Genomic DNA, 16,650 nt, shown 5'->3' with positions numbered 1-16,650 from the left:
GCTTCAGCCGTTTTTTAATATATGGATTCAGCTTGAGTGCCGTGTTCAGCGTGTTCACGCCAATGGGAGCGAGCTCGCACGTGCTCAGTGCTTCCTAAATGGACGGCTATTTTACCTGAATCATGAGAGTGAATCAGGAAAAAACTTAAAATTGAGCGCTTGACTTGACCTTCTCAGATCGTTTTCTACCCTCTTTCACTTTACGCCAGAGTAGCTCAGTGGTAGAGCAGAGGACTCATAAGCCTTTGGTCGGCAGTTCAAATCTGCCCTTTGGCACCATTTAATAATCAACGACTTACGAGGTTTCGTAGGTCGTTTTTTATTGCCCAAGTTGTTCCGTAAGTCGTTGGTATTGGGACAAAGTTGGACAAATTAGGGCAAGAATGTGGCACTTTGTGGCACTGGATTGGCTGTTCCATGAATTAGAATACTGCTGCGATCGTCATTCTCTCGCTTGTAAATCAAGGATGCGATTTGGCCAAAATACAAAAAATCACTTCAATTCCTAGAATATATCTAGGAATACAGAGTTTCATAGCTTAGGCGCGTTTACTACTCAAGTGGGTCTACTGGCTTTATCCCAAGGCAGCGATTGGTAGAACGACTCAACAATTTCGAATTCAGTATCAAAATCGGGTAACTCGGATAATTCGAGGCCAAGTGTTTCCCATCCTTCCTTGGCTCGCTCTTTGATTCCTGACTGTCCCATGGTATCTATATCGGGGTGAATGTCACGAACATGGGATTTTTCTATCAAGCGCTTTAAGATGTACTCTTTCTCGTTGTCCTCAAATATTCCATCCCTGACAAGAAAAGCGATGTCGTAGACATCTTGGCACCGACTCCGGTCTCTCTTTACCTGCTGTAGTAGTGCTCGCATTTTTTCGGCAACTAATTCAGCAAACCCATATGCGTGAATTGTTGAATCTTCACCGAGTTGAATTAATTCGATCGCTTCCACGGGCTCCTTAAAACTGACTTCTACCTTGAGAGTTGTCGGGCAGTCGCCTCTTTTCAATCGCTCGTGAGGTCTGGTGTCACGCTTTGCGTGGGCGATTTTCATCTCGATTGCTGGGAATTGCATTTTGTCAAAGCCTTGTGGTCTAGGTTTTTTCTTCAAGCTTTGAACCCGGCAAACTAGGTCTGGGTACCCCAATTGAGCCGCAGTGCGTTTCATCTCGTCGTTTAAATCGTCGTTTAGTTCTTTTAACAAAAAATCTGAGGGATCAAAATCGGCAGTAAAATCAATGTCGGCAGTTTGCCTCGGGCTTTTATAGACTACGCCCATGAGAGTGCCTCCCTTTAAGAACATCTTACCACCAAAGGTTGAACTCCTTCCGATGGATGCAAGAACGACTTCTGTGGCTTGCCTTTCAGAGTAGAGATGTGGGTCATGCCTAGATTTTTCGACCCAGGCATTGATGTCGACAGTATGTGGTGTTGGTTCAGTTGACATTAAGAGAAAGCATCCATTTTTCAGAAAATTTAGATTCGAAGGGTGCGGATGGGTTCAGCATGCGTGACCCTCCGCGTTGGGCAAATTGCGTCCAGTTTTCAATCCGAGGGTTCTTTATTCCAAGCAATTCATCGAGCAAATAACCAGCACGCACTTTAGTGATGCCCTTTGGGCGACTTTCAACAGCTTCGATGATTTCTTCAAGGTAGGTCTGAGCATGCTCTTCCCATACCTCGATAACATGTTTCATCCCACCGCAGAGATCTGGCTCTTCGAGCATTCCAGCAAAGACTTGGCCAACTTTTTCAATGCGTGAGAGGCTTCCCTTTATAGGCTGGCTATCTGCGAGGTGAGAAGTGCGTTTGATTGAAATTTCCTGTCCTCTAACTTTAATCGGGAAGCTCGAACGAGGAGACGGAGAGATGATTTCCGCAGGGCTTAGGCTTGTTCTTTCTTCTTCAGTGTAGTCCCTCTCGAAAATCTGTTCCTTCCAGAGTTGTTTTCCGGTTTTGGCATCAGGAAGGGTTATCTGTAGTGCCTTAGAGCGCCGGTCGGTCAATCCGTATCGAGCCATGGCCGAAAGATGCGAAATGTAGCCAAAAGGGTCGATGACTCCACAAATTTCCTCTGCTGAGCGGTCGCTATTGTTCACGATACGATAGACCCCATGCTGAAAGTCCTTGTCGGGTGTTAGGATATTCAATTCGACTAGACTCCTTCGAACTTGGTTCAGTTTCGTTTTATCTGGAACTGAGGTCCGCAACCACAGTTTTCGGCCGCTCTTGTAGAGTCCTCGTATATTGTTAAAGAGTTGGTATGAGGTTACAATCGGCATCTGAGATTCGACCAAGATGTCTCGCAAAGCTTCTTCTAGTAGAGTCAGCTTTGGAGTTATGATTGTATCTGTATGCTTAGAATGTTCCACCTCTATGTTATGTATTACGTCCTAAGGACGTAATACATAACATAGAGGATGTCAAAGGTATTTAATTCATGCTTGCCACTAGTTATATGCACACGTATAGTAAAACGTCCTTAGGACGTTTTACTATACGTGTGCAAGGGAAAAAGTGTCGGAGATTGATTCTGGCTTGGAGTAGTTCTGATAGTTTGGGGAGCTCCTGTCTTACTTCTCTCAGGGCTGAGGCTTGGGGGAATTACTCATCCGTTTCTGTTGTGTTTTTTAGGGTTTTTTCGGTCTCTGGCTGCGGACTGTAAACTATTCGTAAACATGCGCAGTCTAGTTACGGGGCGCTTCCCAAAAAAACTAAGAAGGCATATCTGCACAAAATGTGCGGTGTTTAATTCAACTAAAGGATATGTTATGCATAAATTCGCAACCAATGGGGTCGGCTTAGGCTGGCTCATCTTCAAACATGGGGCTGAGCAGCTCTATTTTACAACCGGGTGTTACTTCCTCCTCGTGGGTACAGAGGGGGGAAACTCTTCTTTCATACTCAGAAGCCGCAGCGTGGGCTGGATTTGATGTGGGTGACCCTGAGTTCAAGTCAGTGGGGCATTTTATGGCACATATTACATAAATAATTGATCTGCAGTATATAAAATAGTCCTCATAAGCATTTGGTCGGCAGTTCAAATGTTTCTGTCGCTCCCCGGAGGGCACCCGCGTCTGCTATCCTGCGCTTTGCCATGATTTTTAGAGGAAGGCGCTTTGCATTACTCATCATATTGAGGACTATGGGCGTATTATCCGCTTGGTTTTTGCTCATCTTGTTTGTATAGTTCTGCTGAATCTGAAAAATGGCAGGCAATTTGCTATCACCCCATTTGAACTCAGATAACCCCCTTATTATGTTTTTTGAACAATACGCCACCGAACATTTTTTTGATGAGATGTTTGATGCTGACGGTAAAGTCCGTCCTCACTATCAGGCGATCTTTGAACGCTTGACACCGCTGTCGGTCGACAACTTTGAGCAGAAGCGACAAGCGGTGGATCTTTCGTTTTTACGGCAGGGCATCACCTTTACCGTTTATGGTGACGAAGAGGGCACGGAGAAGATTTTTCCTTTCGACTTAATGCCGCGCATTATTCCGAAGACCGAATGGGAGTTTCTGGAGCGCGGGCTCACGCAGCGGATGCAAGCATTGAACATGTTCCTTAAGGATGTGTATTCCGAGCAGCGTATTATTAAAGAGGGCATTATCCCCGCCAGTTACATCCTGTCGGGAAAGCACTTCCGGCGTGAGTTTATGAATGTTGAAGTGCCGCGGGATATTTACATTCATATTTGTGGCACGGACTTGATTCGTGATGATGCGGGCAACTATTTGGTGCTGGAGGATAATGCACGTAGCCCCTCAGGGGTGTCGTATCTGCTGGAAAACCGTCAGGCGATGAAGCGGGCTTTTCCTAATTTCTTTCCTAAGGCGGGCGTGCGTCCAGTGGAAAATTACTCCGAGGAACTGCTCAAAACACTGCAATATGTGGCGCCTTACGGTAAGGAAAACCCAGTCTGTGTCCTGTTGACGCCCGGGCATTTCAACTCTGCTTACTTTGAGCATTGCTTCCTTGCGCGTCAAATGGGCATCGAGATTGTGGAAGGCAGTGACCTCGTGGTGCGTGATTATAAAGTCTATATGCGCACGACTCAGGGCTTGCAGCAGGTGGACGTGATTTACCGCCGTATCGATGATGATTTTATCGACCCGAGTGTCTTTCGTCCGGATTCCATGCTGGGTGTGCCGGGGCTGGTGAACGCACTACGTGCGGGCAACGTGAATATCGCCAACGCGATCGGCACGGGCATCGCCGACGACAAATTGATCTACGCGTATGTGCCGGATATGATTCGCTTCTATATGAGCGAAGAGCCGATTCTGGGGCAGGTGGAGACATTCTTCGCTTCGGAGGACGATGATTTTAAATATATCATGGAGAATCTGGATCAGTTGGTGGTGAAATCGGCCAACGAAGCGGGAGGCTATGGTATGTTGATCGGTCCGAAGGCCACCAAGCAGGAGGTCGAAGATTTCCGTGCGCTGATTAAGTCGGATCCACGCAACTTTATTGCTCAGCCGCCGATCATGCTTTCGCGACACCCCACTTGGTGTGATGGTGACTTTGAGGGGCGGCATGTGGATTTGCGCCCTTACATACTCTCGGGGGAAAAGACGTCGATCGTTCCTGGTGGCTTGACACGGGTGGCTTTGAAGAAGGGCTCATTGGTGGTGAACTCTTCGCAGGGTGGGGGAAGTAAAGATACCTGGGTGCTTTATTCGGACTCTTAAGACCTCTTATAACTTTTTTAGAAATATATACTATGCTTTCACGCGTTGCCGATTCTCTTTACTGGATGAGCCGTTACATTGAACGGGCCGAAAATATTGCACGTTTGCTGGATGTAAACCTTCAGCTCTTGCTGGATTTCGAAGCCTTGGACGATGATAAGCTAAAGGAACACTGGGAGCCAGTGATTCGTGCGGCCGGGGAGGAGGAGCTCTTCTACGAGCTTTACGATCAGGCGGACTCGCAGAGTGTGACTGATTTTCTCACCTTTAATCGAAAGAACTCCAGCTCAGTTATTTCTTGTATGTTTGCGGCGCGAGAAAATGCGCGTATGATTCGGGATCAGATCTCGACCGAGATGTGGCAATGCCTGAACCACGCCTATTTATTCCTTAAGTCGAACAATGCGAAGAAAGTTTGGGATGAGGGACCTTATGAATTTTATAAGCAAATTCAGGATTATAGTCACTTGTTCCAAGGCATGACAGATTCCACGTTTTCGCATAACGAAGGTTTTTATTTTATGCAGGTGGGCAAGTATTTGGAGCGTGCGGATAAGACGAGTCGCATTCTCGATATTAAATATCATATGCTGTTGCCCAGTGTGGATGAGGTCGGTGGGGCGATTGATGCGGTGCAGTGGGGGGCGATTCTTAAATCATGCAGTGCTTTCGAAGCCTACCACAGTCTCTATGTGACAGCGGTAAATCCCTTGAAGGTGTCTAATTTCTTAATCTTTAATCAAAAGTTCCCGCGTTCGATTTTGTCCTGTGTGAGGCATCTGGATACGAATTTGCACCAGATCTCTGGCTGTAATCCCGGTTTCTATTCAAACGATGTAGAACGTGTTTCGGGGCGATTGATGAGTGACCTGACTTATAGTAATATTGACGATGTCTTTAAGTCGGGGCTGCATGAGTACTTGGCGCGCTTGCAGGAGCGCTTCGTTGAAATTGGTGAAGTGATGTTTGAGAATTATATGTTTCATGCACGCCCCGATATGGAAACGGAGATTGCCACGCAGCAACAACAGCAGCAGCAATAGCAGGGGCGCGAATCCGGCCCCATGAAATTTTCTGTCCAACACATCACACGCTATACCTATGCCAAACCGGTATGGGATAGTTTTAACGATGCGCACCTCTGTCCGGTCTCGGATGACTTGCAGCACTGCGAATCGTTCGAACTCAAAATTACGCCGGGTAGCCCGAGTGTGCTGCGACGTCTCGACTTTTATACGAATCAGGTGCATCACTTTGAAGTGGTGCAACCGCACGATTCACTTCAGGTGGAGGCGTATTCGATCGTGCAGACTTCGTCCGATACGCGCGACTTTTCTGTCGGCTGCCCTGTGGCGGGACTGACGGGGCTAGATCGGGACGAGCGCTATTACGACTTTTTGGCTGGCAGCCAGCGTGTGCTACTTAGCCCCATGCTAGAGCGCGAGGCCAAAGAAATCGTGGCAAGCCTGGAGGATGTTAGGCTCCAGGTTGAAGCCATCATGGCATTCATTTTTAAGAACTTTAGTTATGCGCCCGGCAGCACACATGTGGAGTCGAATGTGATGCACGTATTCGAGCACAAGCGTGGCGTTTGTCAGGACTTTGCCCATGTCATGATTGCGTTGTGCCGCTCTGTTAGAATTCCCGCCCGTTATGTGAGTGGCTATTTTTACGTGGAAAAGTCTGTGTCGGGTTCCGCTTCCGATAACTCCGCCTCGCACGCGTGGGTGGAATGTTTTTTGCCAGGCATTGGTTGGGCAGGTTATGATCCGACACATAATCGGCGAGTCGATGCGAGTTATATTAAAGTTGCCATTGGACGAGACTATGTGGATGTGCGGCCACTCGCTGGTGCTTTTCGCGGAGGAGCGGTTGCAGCGATGGAAGTTGCGGTGAGAGTGGTACGTGTTGCGCAGACGCTTTGAACGTCGAACGGCAATGCGCAAAAAATTGAACCTAATCGAGGTATTTTTCGTAGCTTCGGTTCTCAGAACAGGGGAGATGCCAGATAATTACCCGAGATTGGGCTTTCAATCGCTTAAACCGCGATTCATTTTGACCCGCTGATGTGGCATGCCGACGAGACCAGTTCGAAGATAGACCCTTTTCGTGATTTTCACGGAGAGGAGGCTTCGGCTGCGTTTGATGCTCAGGGAGGAGCGCGTCAGCCCTATGCGCCCATCGTGGAGGTGATTCGTGATTGTTCCAAGAGCGACCTCTGTCAGCGCCAGAAACGGCTGAATCATGCAGTGGAGGAGTTGGGCTTACAGTTTTCAGATGTGACCTCCAGTCGCTCCAGTGCGAATCCTTGGCGTTTGGACTTGTTTCCGCTCTCTTTAAATGCTGCCGAGTGGCAGCGCATTGCATCGGGGGTGGTGCAGCGTGCGCTGGCTTTTAATGCCTATGCGCAAGACCTGTATTCCGAGCAGCAGATTTTGCGTGAGCGTGTGATTCCTCATGATCTGGCCTTGCGTGATCCAGCGTTCTTGCGCCCTTTGAGTGGCATTGAGGTGCCTTATGGTGAGTATTCTCAATTCGGTGCCTTTGATCTAGTTGATGCGGGGGAAGGGGACTGGCGTGTGGTTGAGAATCATATGGGGGCACCGTTTGGTCTATCCCATGTTTTACAAAATCGGCGTATTCTTTCGCAGGTTTTTCCTGAGCTGTATGAGCGTGTAGGTGTCGCGCCAGTTGCGGGCTTTAGCACTTATTTATTGGAAATGTTGCGGGCGCAGTCGAGTCGGGCTAATCCTCACATCCTTTTGTTGACCAGCGGTCAGCCGGGGCAGGCTTATTTTGAAGAGGCATTTATTGCGCGCCATATGGGCATTTCTATTGCGCAGCCGGGTGATCTTTTGGTGCGTGAGAGTCGTGTGTTTTTGAAAACGATTCGTGGTTTGGAGCCGGTGGATGTTATTTATCGTCGTGTAGAAAGCTCCGCCCTGGATCCAATCGCAGTACCGAACGCGAATGCCTTTGGCTTGCCTGGCCTGATCAATGCGTGGCGACAGGGCAATATTGCCATTGTTAATGCACCGGGTGCTGGAGTTTCGGACAACCGAGCATTATTGCGCTATAGTGATCGTATTGTGGGACAGTATCGTAATGAAAGCCCGATTCTCCGTTCCGTGGAGACGTTTCATCTCAGTGACATCGATCAGCGGGATTATGTGCAAGAGCATGCGGATCAATTGGTGCTTAAGCCGATGCAAGATCATGATATGTTGTGGCAACTCTGTGGGGGGCGCCCAGGAAAATCGGCTGCCTCCTTGCTGCATATTGCCAAACAGCATCCAGAGTATTTCGTCGCTCAGGCAATTCCTGAGCCTGCGAAAATACCGCAATATAGAGATGGGGAGTTTACTGCGCGCGGTGGTTATCTTCGTGTCTATTATATTTTAGGTAAAGAACCGATAGTATTGCCTGGTGGAATGGTGCAGCAGAAGGTGATCGGACATCGCACACGACGCTTAACCATCGCAACGGACGGCCTGAAAGATGTATGGGTTCCGGATAGCATGGTTCAGGATACTGCTCCCAAACGGCAGCCTGCTAAAACTGGTGAGCGTTTTTCAATCAGTAGTCGTGTCGCGGAGTCGCTGTATTGGGCGGGACGCTATTTGGAGCGCGCAGAAAATACTTCGCGTCAGTTTCATACTTTGGAGCGCTTGCGTTGGGATCAAATGGCGCACGCCGAGCAGCGTACCTATTGGCCTTTGTTGCAAGCGGTCGCAACCGCTACGGGGCAAAGTGAGGTGACCAAGCGCAAGCGACCGCCGCGTGATACGTTACCGTTTTCGAGAAGTCTTTTACTGGATGGCAACAAGGGGGCTTCGGTTCGTGCCTGTATTCGTAGCGCTCGTAATTCTTTGGACAGAGTGCGTGAGGTGATCAGCCCCGAATGTCGTGAAGTTTTGGAAGATATCTCGCTCTATCTTAATGTTGAAGGGAAGCGTAAGCTGAATCGGGCACGACTGACAGAGTTGTGCGCACACATAGTGAGTGAGCTTGCCCGTTTTAATGGTACAGCAGAGCGCACCATGCCGCACGATGATACCTGGCAGTTCTTTCGTATCGGAATTTTCTTTGAACGAGCGGTTGGGGTTTTAGCGGTTTTAAAAGTGGCTATGCCGCGTTTGGTAGAGGCTTATCATGAGGTTGATGAAGAAAGCGCTGATTTGACTGCTTTATTACGTTTATTGGGTTCCTTGGATGCCTATCGACGAGAGTTTCGTTCACGTGCTTATGTGGATCGTATCTGTAGTTTGATACTGCAGAGCAAGCATGTGCCCAGTTCGGTCAATTTCTGTCTGCGTAATTTGGATTATGCAATTAGCACACTTTCCTATAATGGCGAGCGCGCTCTTGGAAGTGACTTAAGTGAGCAAATTCGCAGCTTGCTACAAGTTTTGGCTATTTTTCCTTTGGCTCAGAGTCCTATGGATGAGGTCGACTGGTTGGATGCCGGAGAGATACAGCCTAAGTCGATGCATCATACTGCTGAGTTTGTGGGCGAAGCCTTTGAGGGCCTCGCCAAGCAAGTGGAAGCTTTGCATGGGCGGCTCGAAGACATCTTTTTCAGCCATCAGGACGTTTTTGCGCGTGAGCCCACGCTCTTTGCTATGGAATAGGCCTCGACCGTGGCCAGCAGTTAGAGGCTAAATAATAGAAAATGAATTCTATACCTAACAATATCTCTTTATTGCTTACAAAGTGGCAATCCTTCTGCTCTCAGTGCATGGTTGCGTCGTCACTGTTTACTGAACTCTGACCTCTGTTTTCTGAATTTTCTTCATGCGCTTCCGAGTCTCCCATACCACCGAGTACAAATACGCAGTGCCGGCCTCCGAGTCGTTTGCGGAGCTGCGTGTGTGGCCTCAGGCCAATGCTTCGCAGCGTATCATCGAACGACGTCTGGACATTACGCCTGCGACGAAAGTGGATCATTATGTGGATTACTTTGGCAATCATGTTGAGTTTTTCACCATTCCGCATCGGCACAACTCTTTGACGGTTACTTCCGAAACTGAGGTTGAGACCTTTGCCGTAGAGCCGCCGGCAGCGGCGCTGGAGATTTCTGTCGGGGAGGTGCGGCAGATATTCAACAGCATGCGTTATCAATTGTTTGAGTTTTTGGAGCCGAGTTTTCATGTGCCGCTCAATCAGCATCGGCGCATTCGCAAGCAGTTTTTCAAGCAAGCGGATTCTTATGGAGATTCCCTGCGCACACTGTACAGCTGGATCTTTGAGAATTTTAAATATCAATCGGGCTCGACGGATATCTCCACGCCTATCGCGGACGTGGTCAAGCAGCGGCGAGGGGTGTGTCAGGACTTTGCTCATTTGATGCTCGCGATTCTACGTAGCAATGGAATCCCCGCACGTTATGTGAGTGGCTATATCGAAGCCTACGATCCTGAGAAGACCGATGCCTCGCTGATCGGTGCGGCGGCCAGTCACGCTTGGGTGGAAGTATATCTGCCCGGGGGCACCTGGTGGGGGCTCGATCCGACGAATAACCAAGCCGTCGGCGAACGGCACATCGAAGTCGCCGTGGGGCGGGACTACCGCGATGTGGCCCCCATGCGTGGCACGTATAAGGGTGCCACCGATCAACGACTAAACGTCATCGTCTCTCTCGAACGAACCAATAAAGCGCATGAAATTACGAATCCAGCATAGGACCTCCCATAGCTACGAGCGCCCGGTCAGTTTTAGTGACCACGCTCTGTTTCTACGGCCGTTGAATAGTCACCTGCGTTATGTGACGCACTTTGAGGTCAAGACTACGCCGGCATCGCGCCAGCGATGGGTACGCGATGCCTATGGGAACCTAGTTTTGCGCTGCAATTTTGGTTTGCTGGAGTCTCAGGAGTTGAGCTTCGATACGATGACTGAGCTTGAAGTCGGTGAGGATAACCCCTTCGATTTTATTTTAGATGCTTATGCCACAGGTTATCCTTTCAGTTATCGTGAACCGGATTTAACTGCGCTGCGCCCCTATGTGGGCACGCAGCCAGCCAAAGGAGCGGGGCGGGTGTTGGATTGGTTTTATACAGCAGTGCCTAATCCGATGCAGCATGCCGATGTCGTGCAGTTTTTATCAGATTTGAATGCTGCGGTGGCGCGTGAGATTGCTTATGTGCGTCGTGACGAAGAAGGTATTCAAGATCCCGATACGACGCTACAGCTTGGCAGCGGTTCTTGTCGTGATATGGCCGTGCTTTTTATTGCGATCACCCGGCAGATTGGCTTCGCGGCCCGGTTTTGCAGCGGTTATTTATATGATCCACCAGTTGAGGGCAGCGGAGAGCATCTTTACAATCGTGCAGTGGGGTCTATGCACGCTTGGGCGGAGGTGTATTTATCGGGTGCCGGATGGAAGGGCTTCGATCCCACCAATGGTATTCTCGCGAACGGATTTTTTATTCCCTGCGGAGTCTCGCATGATCCCAAAGCCGTGGAGCCCATCCAAGGTTCCTATTTTGCCAAAGACTCCGTCGCATCGACGATGGAAGTCAGTCTAGAAATCGAAAGGATCAATGGATGACTTTGGGTCGCATCGGAACGTTGTATTTGCGTAGCAGGGTTGGCTTTGCCGCCCTGTGCGATGCTTTTCGGTGCTGGGAGCGGGCGGCGGAGCCAACCCGCCTACGTTTTTTAACCTCCTTTCGGTCATCACCAGTAATTTTACTATGAACTCAGCCATCCAATCCCACGCTCATCAAGTTGAAGACTCGCTCCAGTCGCAAGGCATTGCCTTAACGATGGGGGGCGAGCCCACCTTTATTCCCGCCCATCCTGATGCCCCGGAGTGGAATAATTCCGCCATGGGAGAGCAGAAGCTTGGCTACGCGCGACGCATGACGGCGGAGTTGATTCGCGAAAACTACCCCGGAGCCTTGACGATGCAGGTCTTTGGCAAGTGGTATCCCGGCGAGCCACTGCCGCGTTGGAACTGTATGCTTCTGCACCGCAAGTCGGGGGAGCCGTTGTGGGCGGAAACAGAGCGGATTTTATTGGATGATGTGGAGGGGCAGAACGACCCATTGGCTGCTGAAGGATTGATGCAGACCACGGCGGATCAGCTCGGCCTGAGCGATTTTGTGCTGCCAGCTTACGAGACCGAAAAGTCGACGCCGACCGGCTGGGTCTTGCCGCTGGATTATGTCGAGGGAGCGTGGAGCTCCGCGGAGTGGCCGTTCTCGGACTCAAATCCATTGCAATTGTTTATGGGCGACAGTCCGGTCGGACTGCGTTTACCGCTGGGGGATCTGGCCGAGGGGACGATGCGCACTGCACTCACCATCGAGGTACGTCACGGTGCTTTGGAGATTTTTGTGCCGCCACTCGATTGGGAGGGCTTCCAAGCCTTGATCGCATTTTTTAATGTGACCATCGGCGCGAGTGAGTTTAGCGATATTGTGTTTTGTGGCTATGCGCCCAAAGCGGCGGGCGACGAGTTGCTGAAGTTTGGATTGGCCGCGGATCCCGGCGTGCTGGAGGTGAATTTGCCTCCGGCGGCTACCTGGGCAGAATACGATCGCTTTCTCGGTCAGTCCGCACGGGCCGCTTCCGCGGTTGGTTTGCAGTTGACCAAGCAGCAACTCAATGGCGCGATTTATGGTACCGGAGGGGGGGCGCATCTGGCTTTTGGTGGGCCGAGCTTAGAGCACAATCCCTTTCTGCTTCAGCCTAATCGTATTGTTTCGATCTTGCGTTACTGGCAGCGTCATCCAGCGCTTTCGTATTTATTTACGGGGCAATATGTCGGTCCCGGCAGTCAGGCGCCGCGTGTGGATGAAGGCCCCATGCATTCATTGTATGAACTCGAAGTAGCTTGCGAGGGAGTGCAAGGGCTCGCGGGTGCGCCGGAGGGGGAGCTGTTGGATCAGTTCTACCGCAACCTGCTAACCGACTCATCCGGCAACACGCACCGCACCGAGATTTGCTTTGATAAGTTTTGTAATCCGTCCGCGCCCAATGGCAAATGGGGCATCATTGAATTACGCGCCTTCGAGACTTTTCCGCAGATCGAGACCATGTCGGTAATCGGGTTGTTCGTGCGCACGATCATTGCGCGACTGTGCCAGGCGCCCTTTACTGAGCCACTCCATCGCTTTGGGCCGCTGTTGCATGATCGTTATTTTTTGCCCGCCTTTTTATGGGAAGATGTGCAGGCCATCTGCGATGATTTGGCCGCGCATGGCCTCGCCTTTGAGGCTGAGTGGTTGGAGCCAGTGTTGGCATTTCGTTGTCCCAGTGTGGGACAATTAAAGGTGCCGGGTGGACACGTGGATGTGCGGCAAGCCTTCGAGTCCTTTCCGCTGATGGCGGAAGAAAGTCAGGGGGCCAATACTGTGCGTGTCGTCGACAATTCGAGCGACCGTTTGCAGGTGACGCTGTCTGAGCCGGGTTTAGCTGAGGAGGCTGTGTTATTGGTCAACGGTGTCGAGGTGCCCTTCGAGCTAGTGGATGGCAAAATGATCTGTGGTGTGCGTTATAAATGTGCGAGTGCCTATCCTGCCTTACATCCGCATGTGCCGATTCAGTCGCCGCTGGAGTTTGAATGGGTCTCAAAAGGTTCCGGTGAAACGATGCAGGCTGCGCGTTATCATTATTGGAATCCCTTTGCGCCGATTTATGAAGGCCGTCCGCAAGACGCAGAAGAGGCGGCACAGCGCCGAGCGGAGCGTTGGCAGAGCGCCGATGATCTGCTCGGGCGCATGCCAGAGCAGTTTAAGCCCAAGCTCGCTCCTGAATTCAAGCATACCTTGGATCTGCGCCGACAACTGCGCAGCTAGGTGCAAAATTCTAGGTCACGGTTGATGCGGGAGAAATATATCTTCTGCCCTCCCCTTCAAAAAAAAATCCCGCAGCACTCAAGCTGTGGGATTTTGAAAGAATTGGGTTATACGTGCTTTAGTTGACGACGTAGGCCTTGACGATTTTTTGATCTACGACGGGCTTATCCTGGTCGCCTGTTTCGACTTTCTCAATTTTTACGACGTTGTCGTAACCTTTCACCACTTTACCAAAGATCGTGTGTTTGTCGTTGAGCCACTCAGGGTTGCTGGTGGTGATGAAGAATTGGCTGCCGTTGGTCATGGGGCCGGAATTCGCCATGGCGAGCATACCTTCGCTGTCGAAGCGCACTTCAGGGCTGAATTCATCTGGAAAATTTTTGCCCCAGATCGATTCGCCACCGGTACCTTGACCTAGTGGGTCGCCGCCTTGGATCATGAAGCCATCAATGACACGGTGGAAAATGAGGTCGTTGTAGTAGCCATCTTCGATGTGGCCGACGAAATTTGCTACTGCCAGTGGTGCTACGCTAGGGAAGAGTTCGATCTCGACATTACCTTGAGTGGTTTCGAGTACAATGTTGAAGTTTTCCTTTTCCTTCCATTCGTCTGCGATCTCTTTAAATTCAGCTTTGGCAGCTTCTTGAGCAGCTGCTTGAGCGGCCATCATTTCTGCTTGCTGGGCTTCCATGCTTGCTTGGGCGGCTTGCACGCGTGTTTGAATAAATGCTTGGAATGCAGGCATTTTAGCTTCGAGCGTAGGATCTGGGGTTGTGTCGCTGGCGCCTTTAATGAAGCCCCGGCTGATTTTGTCTGCGTCTTCAGCGGCAAATCCAAGTTGCTGTAAGCCGGATTGCATGACGATCACAGCACCGATCTTCTCTAACGCTGCAGGGCTGATTTTAGGGAGCTCTTTGTCTGCTTCAGCAGCTTGAATGGCTTCGGCACGTGCCTGCGCTTCTGCAAATGCAGTCTCGACTTCACTTTGCTCAAATGCGCGGAGATCGAGTTCACCCGTCAGGCCTTTTTCCAGACCAGCAGCGAGTACTGTGATTTCGTCGGCTTCAAGTTGTAAGGAGGCGACGCCGCCCCCTTGAGCAGTGAGATAGCCTACAATTTCAATTAATTCATCTTCAGAAACTTCGACTGGCACAACGGGCGCTTCGTTAGCAGGCGTTGTTGCGGAATGAGCCGCGTGATCATGTCCGGCATGGTCTGCGTGATTGTGTCCAGCATGGTCGTTGCTTGTATGCTCAGACTGATCTTGGGCAAAAATGGGGGTCGCGGCCAAGAGCGTCGCGAGAACGAATCGATACGATTTGGAATACATAAGTTGTTGTAAGTATTATTTCAGGGTTAAGGGGCGCAAGGTTTGCACCATCGGTTAAAAGGTCAACTGACTATCTCGGTTTTGATCAGACAGAGTGTGATTGATAAAGTTCAATATTCGTTGGGATTGGTGAATTCTTCTGTTAAATCCACCCAGGTACGTCCACAGCCGTGGGCGTGCTTGATTAGAAGGTCCTACTAATGTTTGTCGTCCTTTAGCTTAAATCGTATTGATCTATGCGTTTGCGTAAGGTCGCGCGTGTCATGCCGAGGATTTCGGCAGCCTTGACTTGCTTCCCTCCGACTTCAGCTAGTGCACGACTGATAAGTGCGCGTTCAGCGTGCTCCAGTATATTAGTATCGTGTGTTTCTCTGAGTGCCTGATATACTGCATCGTAGGGATCGATAGTCGGTTGACCTATAAGGGTGGGCTCCGGGGCTTCTGTTACGACGGCAGCGACAGTGGGCGTCTCGATGGCTGGGGGGGCTTTCGCTTCGGTTTGTGCGACGACTTCGGGAGTTTTTGCTGGAGCCGGAGGTGTTTCAGGCAAGCCAGTGATCGCCTTCACGACTTCTTGTGGCAGATCTTTGATCAGAATCATGTCGCCCTGCGCCAGCACTGCGCTGCGGTAAATGAGATTCTCGAGTTCGCGCACGTTGCCTGGCCAGCGATATTGATTGAGCAGGGCCAGTGCTTCGGGCGAAATGGACTTGGTGTCGGCCTTGCTGTCGCGGGCGAGGCGCTTCAACACAAAGTCGATCAGTTTCGGCACATCCTCTTTGCGCTCACGCAGCGGCGGCAATTGAATGCGAACGACATTGAGACGGTAATAAAGGTCTTCGCGGAAGGTCTTGTCTTTGACCATTTCTTCCAGCGGCTTATTCGTGGCCGCCAGCATGCGGACGTTGACCTTGATGGTCTCGCTGCTGCCGACGCGTTGAATCTCGCCTTCTTGTAGGGCGCGCAGGATTTTGGTCTGAGTGGTCAACGCCATGTCGCCAATCTCATCGAGGAAAATCGTGCCTCCATCACAGAGTTCGAACTTACCGATACGTTGATTGGTCGCACCAGTGAAAGAGCCTTTTTCATGGCCGAAGAGCTCGCTCTCGATCAAATTCTCCGGAATCGCTGCGCAATTGACTGCGATATAGGGCTTCTGGGCACGCAGACTATTTTGATAAATAGCACGGGCGATCAGCTCCTTACCGGTGCCACTCTCACCAGTCACCATCACAGTGACATCGCTGGCGGCGACTTGACCGATCATTTTAAAAACTTCCTGCATCGCGGAAGAGCTTCCGATAATGCCGCCCTCGATATCTTCATTTGAAACGGCCGGAGCGGCCTCTTCTTTGCCCGCCTTATCCAAATCCTTCGACGCCGCGATGGCCGACTCGGTCAAGGTGAGGATCTTTTTCAGATCGAAGGGCTTCATGATGTAATCGAAAGCTCCGAACTTCATGGCCTCAATCGTGGTCTGAGTGGTGCCATAGGCCGTCATCAAAATGATCATCGCATTTGGATTGATCCCGCGCAGATGCTGTAAGGCCTCCATTCCACTCATGCCTCCCATACGATTATCCAGCAAGATGACGTGTGGATTGTGCTGCTCCGCCATGCTCAAGCCTTCTTCGCCGCTGGCCGCTTCGAGCACCTCGTACTGACGCCCGGAAAGGACGCGTTTTAATGAATAGCGGAGATCGTTATCATCATCGATAACAAGAACTTTAGGCGTGATAGGTGCGTGACTCATACTGATCTGAATAGGTGAATGAATTAGAAGCCTAGGCGATATTAAAGCAAGTTAC

11 protein-coding genes and 1 tRNA gene are annotated in these 16,650 nt (G+C 50.5%); 8 read left to right on the top strand and 4 right to left on the bottom strand.

The window, feature by feature from the left end:
* The first annotated feature begins 204 nt into the window (after positions 1 to 204).
* Positions 205 to 279 (top strand) — tRNA-Met (locus QEH59_RS06190).
* A 277-nt stretch (positions 280 to 556) separates the two neighbouring features.
* Here QEH59_RS06190 and QEH59_RS06185 read toward each other — a convergent pair.
* Positions 557 to 1,456: a nucleotidyl transferase AbiEii/AbiGii toxin family protein gene (locus tag QEH59_RS06185; RefSeq protein WP_308984490.1), complete on the bottom strand. Its 900-nt coding sequence runs from the start codon at positions 1,454 to 1,456 to the stop codon at positions 557 to 559.
* Positions 1,446 to 2,108, bottom strand: coding sequence for a hypothetical protein (locus QEH59_RS06180; RefSeq protein ID WP_308984489.1), 663 nt, complete (start codon positions 2,106 to 2,108; stop codon positions 1,446 to 1,448). Before QEH59_RS06180 ends, QEH59_RS06185 begins: the two co-directional genes overlap by 11 nt.
* Before the next feature lie 1,160 nt (positions 2,109 to 3,268).
* Between QEH59_RS06180 and QEH59_RS06175 the strand changes: the two genes are divergently transcribed.
* The 7 genes from QEH59_RS06175 (at position 3,269) to QEH59_RS06145 (ending at position 13,512) form a co-directional block, all read left to right on the top strand.
* A complete protein-coding gene (locus QEH59_RS06175; RefSeq protein WP_308984488.1) occupies positions 3,269 to 4,708 on the top strand; it encodes a circularly permuted type 2 ATP-grasp protein in 1,440 nt (479 codons plus the stop codon).
* Positions 4,709 to 4,740: 32 nt separating this feature from the next.
* A complete protein-coding gene (locus QEH59_RS06170; protein ID WP_308984487.1) occupies positions 4,741 to 5,751 on the top strand; it encodes an alpha-E domain-containing protein in 1,011 nt (336 codons plus the stop codon).
* 21 nt (positions 5,752 to 5,772) lie between these two features.
* The gene (locus QEH59_RS06165) at positions 5,773 to 6,633 is read left to right on the top strand and encodes a transglutaminase family protein (protein WP_308984486.1); all 861 of its coding nucleotides are present in this window, start codon (positions 5,773 to 5,775) and stop codon (positions 6,631 to 6,633) included.
* 141 nt (positions 6,634 to 6,774) lie between these two features.
* Positions 6,775 to 9,339, top strand: coding sequence for a circularly permuted type 2 ATP-grasp protein (locus tag QEH59_RS06160; RefSeq protein WP_308984485.1), 2,565 nt, complete (start codon positions 6,775 to 6,777; stop codon positions 9,337 to 9,339).
* Between the two features lie 163 nt (positions 9,340 to 9,502).
* Entirely contained in the window at positions 9,503 to 10,390 is an 888-nt protein-coding gene (locus QEH59_RS06155; RefSeq protein ID WP_308984484.1) for a transglutaminase family protein, read from the top strand.
* A complete protein-coding gene (locus QEH59_RS06150) occupies positions 10,368 to 11,258 on the top strand; it encodes a transglutaminase family protein (RefSeq protein WP_308984483.1) in 891 nt (296 codons plus the stop codon). Before QEH59_RS06155 ends, QEH59_RS06150 begins: the two co-directional genes overlap by 23 nt.
* Positions 11,259 to 11,403: 145 nt before the next feature.
* On the top strand, positions 11,404 to 13,512 hold the full coding sequence (locus QEH59_RS06145) for a transglutaminase family protein (protein WP_308984482.1): 2,109 nt from the start codon (positions 11,404 to 11,406) through the stop codon (positions 13,510 to 13,512).
* A gap of 118 nt (positions 13,513 to 13,630) precedes the next feature.
* On the opposite strand, the gene QEH59_RS06140 is transcribed toward QEH59_RS06145, so the two are convergent.
* A complete protein-coding gene (locus QEH59_RS06140; protein ID WP_308984481.1) occupies positions 13,631 to 14,842 on the bottom strand; it encodes a peptidylprolyl isomerase in 1,212 nt (403 codons plus the stop codon).
* Between the two features lie 214 nt (positions 14,843 to 15,056).
* Positions 15,057 to 16,595, bottom strand: coding sequence for a sigma-54-dependent Fis family transcriptional regulator (locus tag QEH59_RS06135; RefSeq protein ID WP_308984480.1), 1,539 nt, complete (start codon positions 16,593 to 16,595; stop codon positions 15,057 to 15,059).
* Positions 16,596 to 16,650: the final 55 nt, after the last annotated feature.

The organism is Thalassobacterium sedimentorum, from assembly GCF_031127905.1.
GTDB lineage: Bacteria > Verrucomicrobiota > Verrucomicrobiia > Opitutales > Coraliomargaritaceae > Thalassobacterium > Thalassobacterium sedimentorum.
This window is presented reverse-complemented; position numbering and strand designations above follow the sequence as displayed.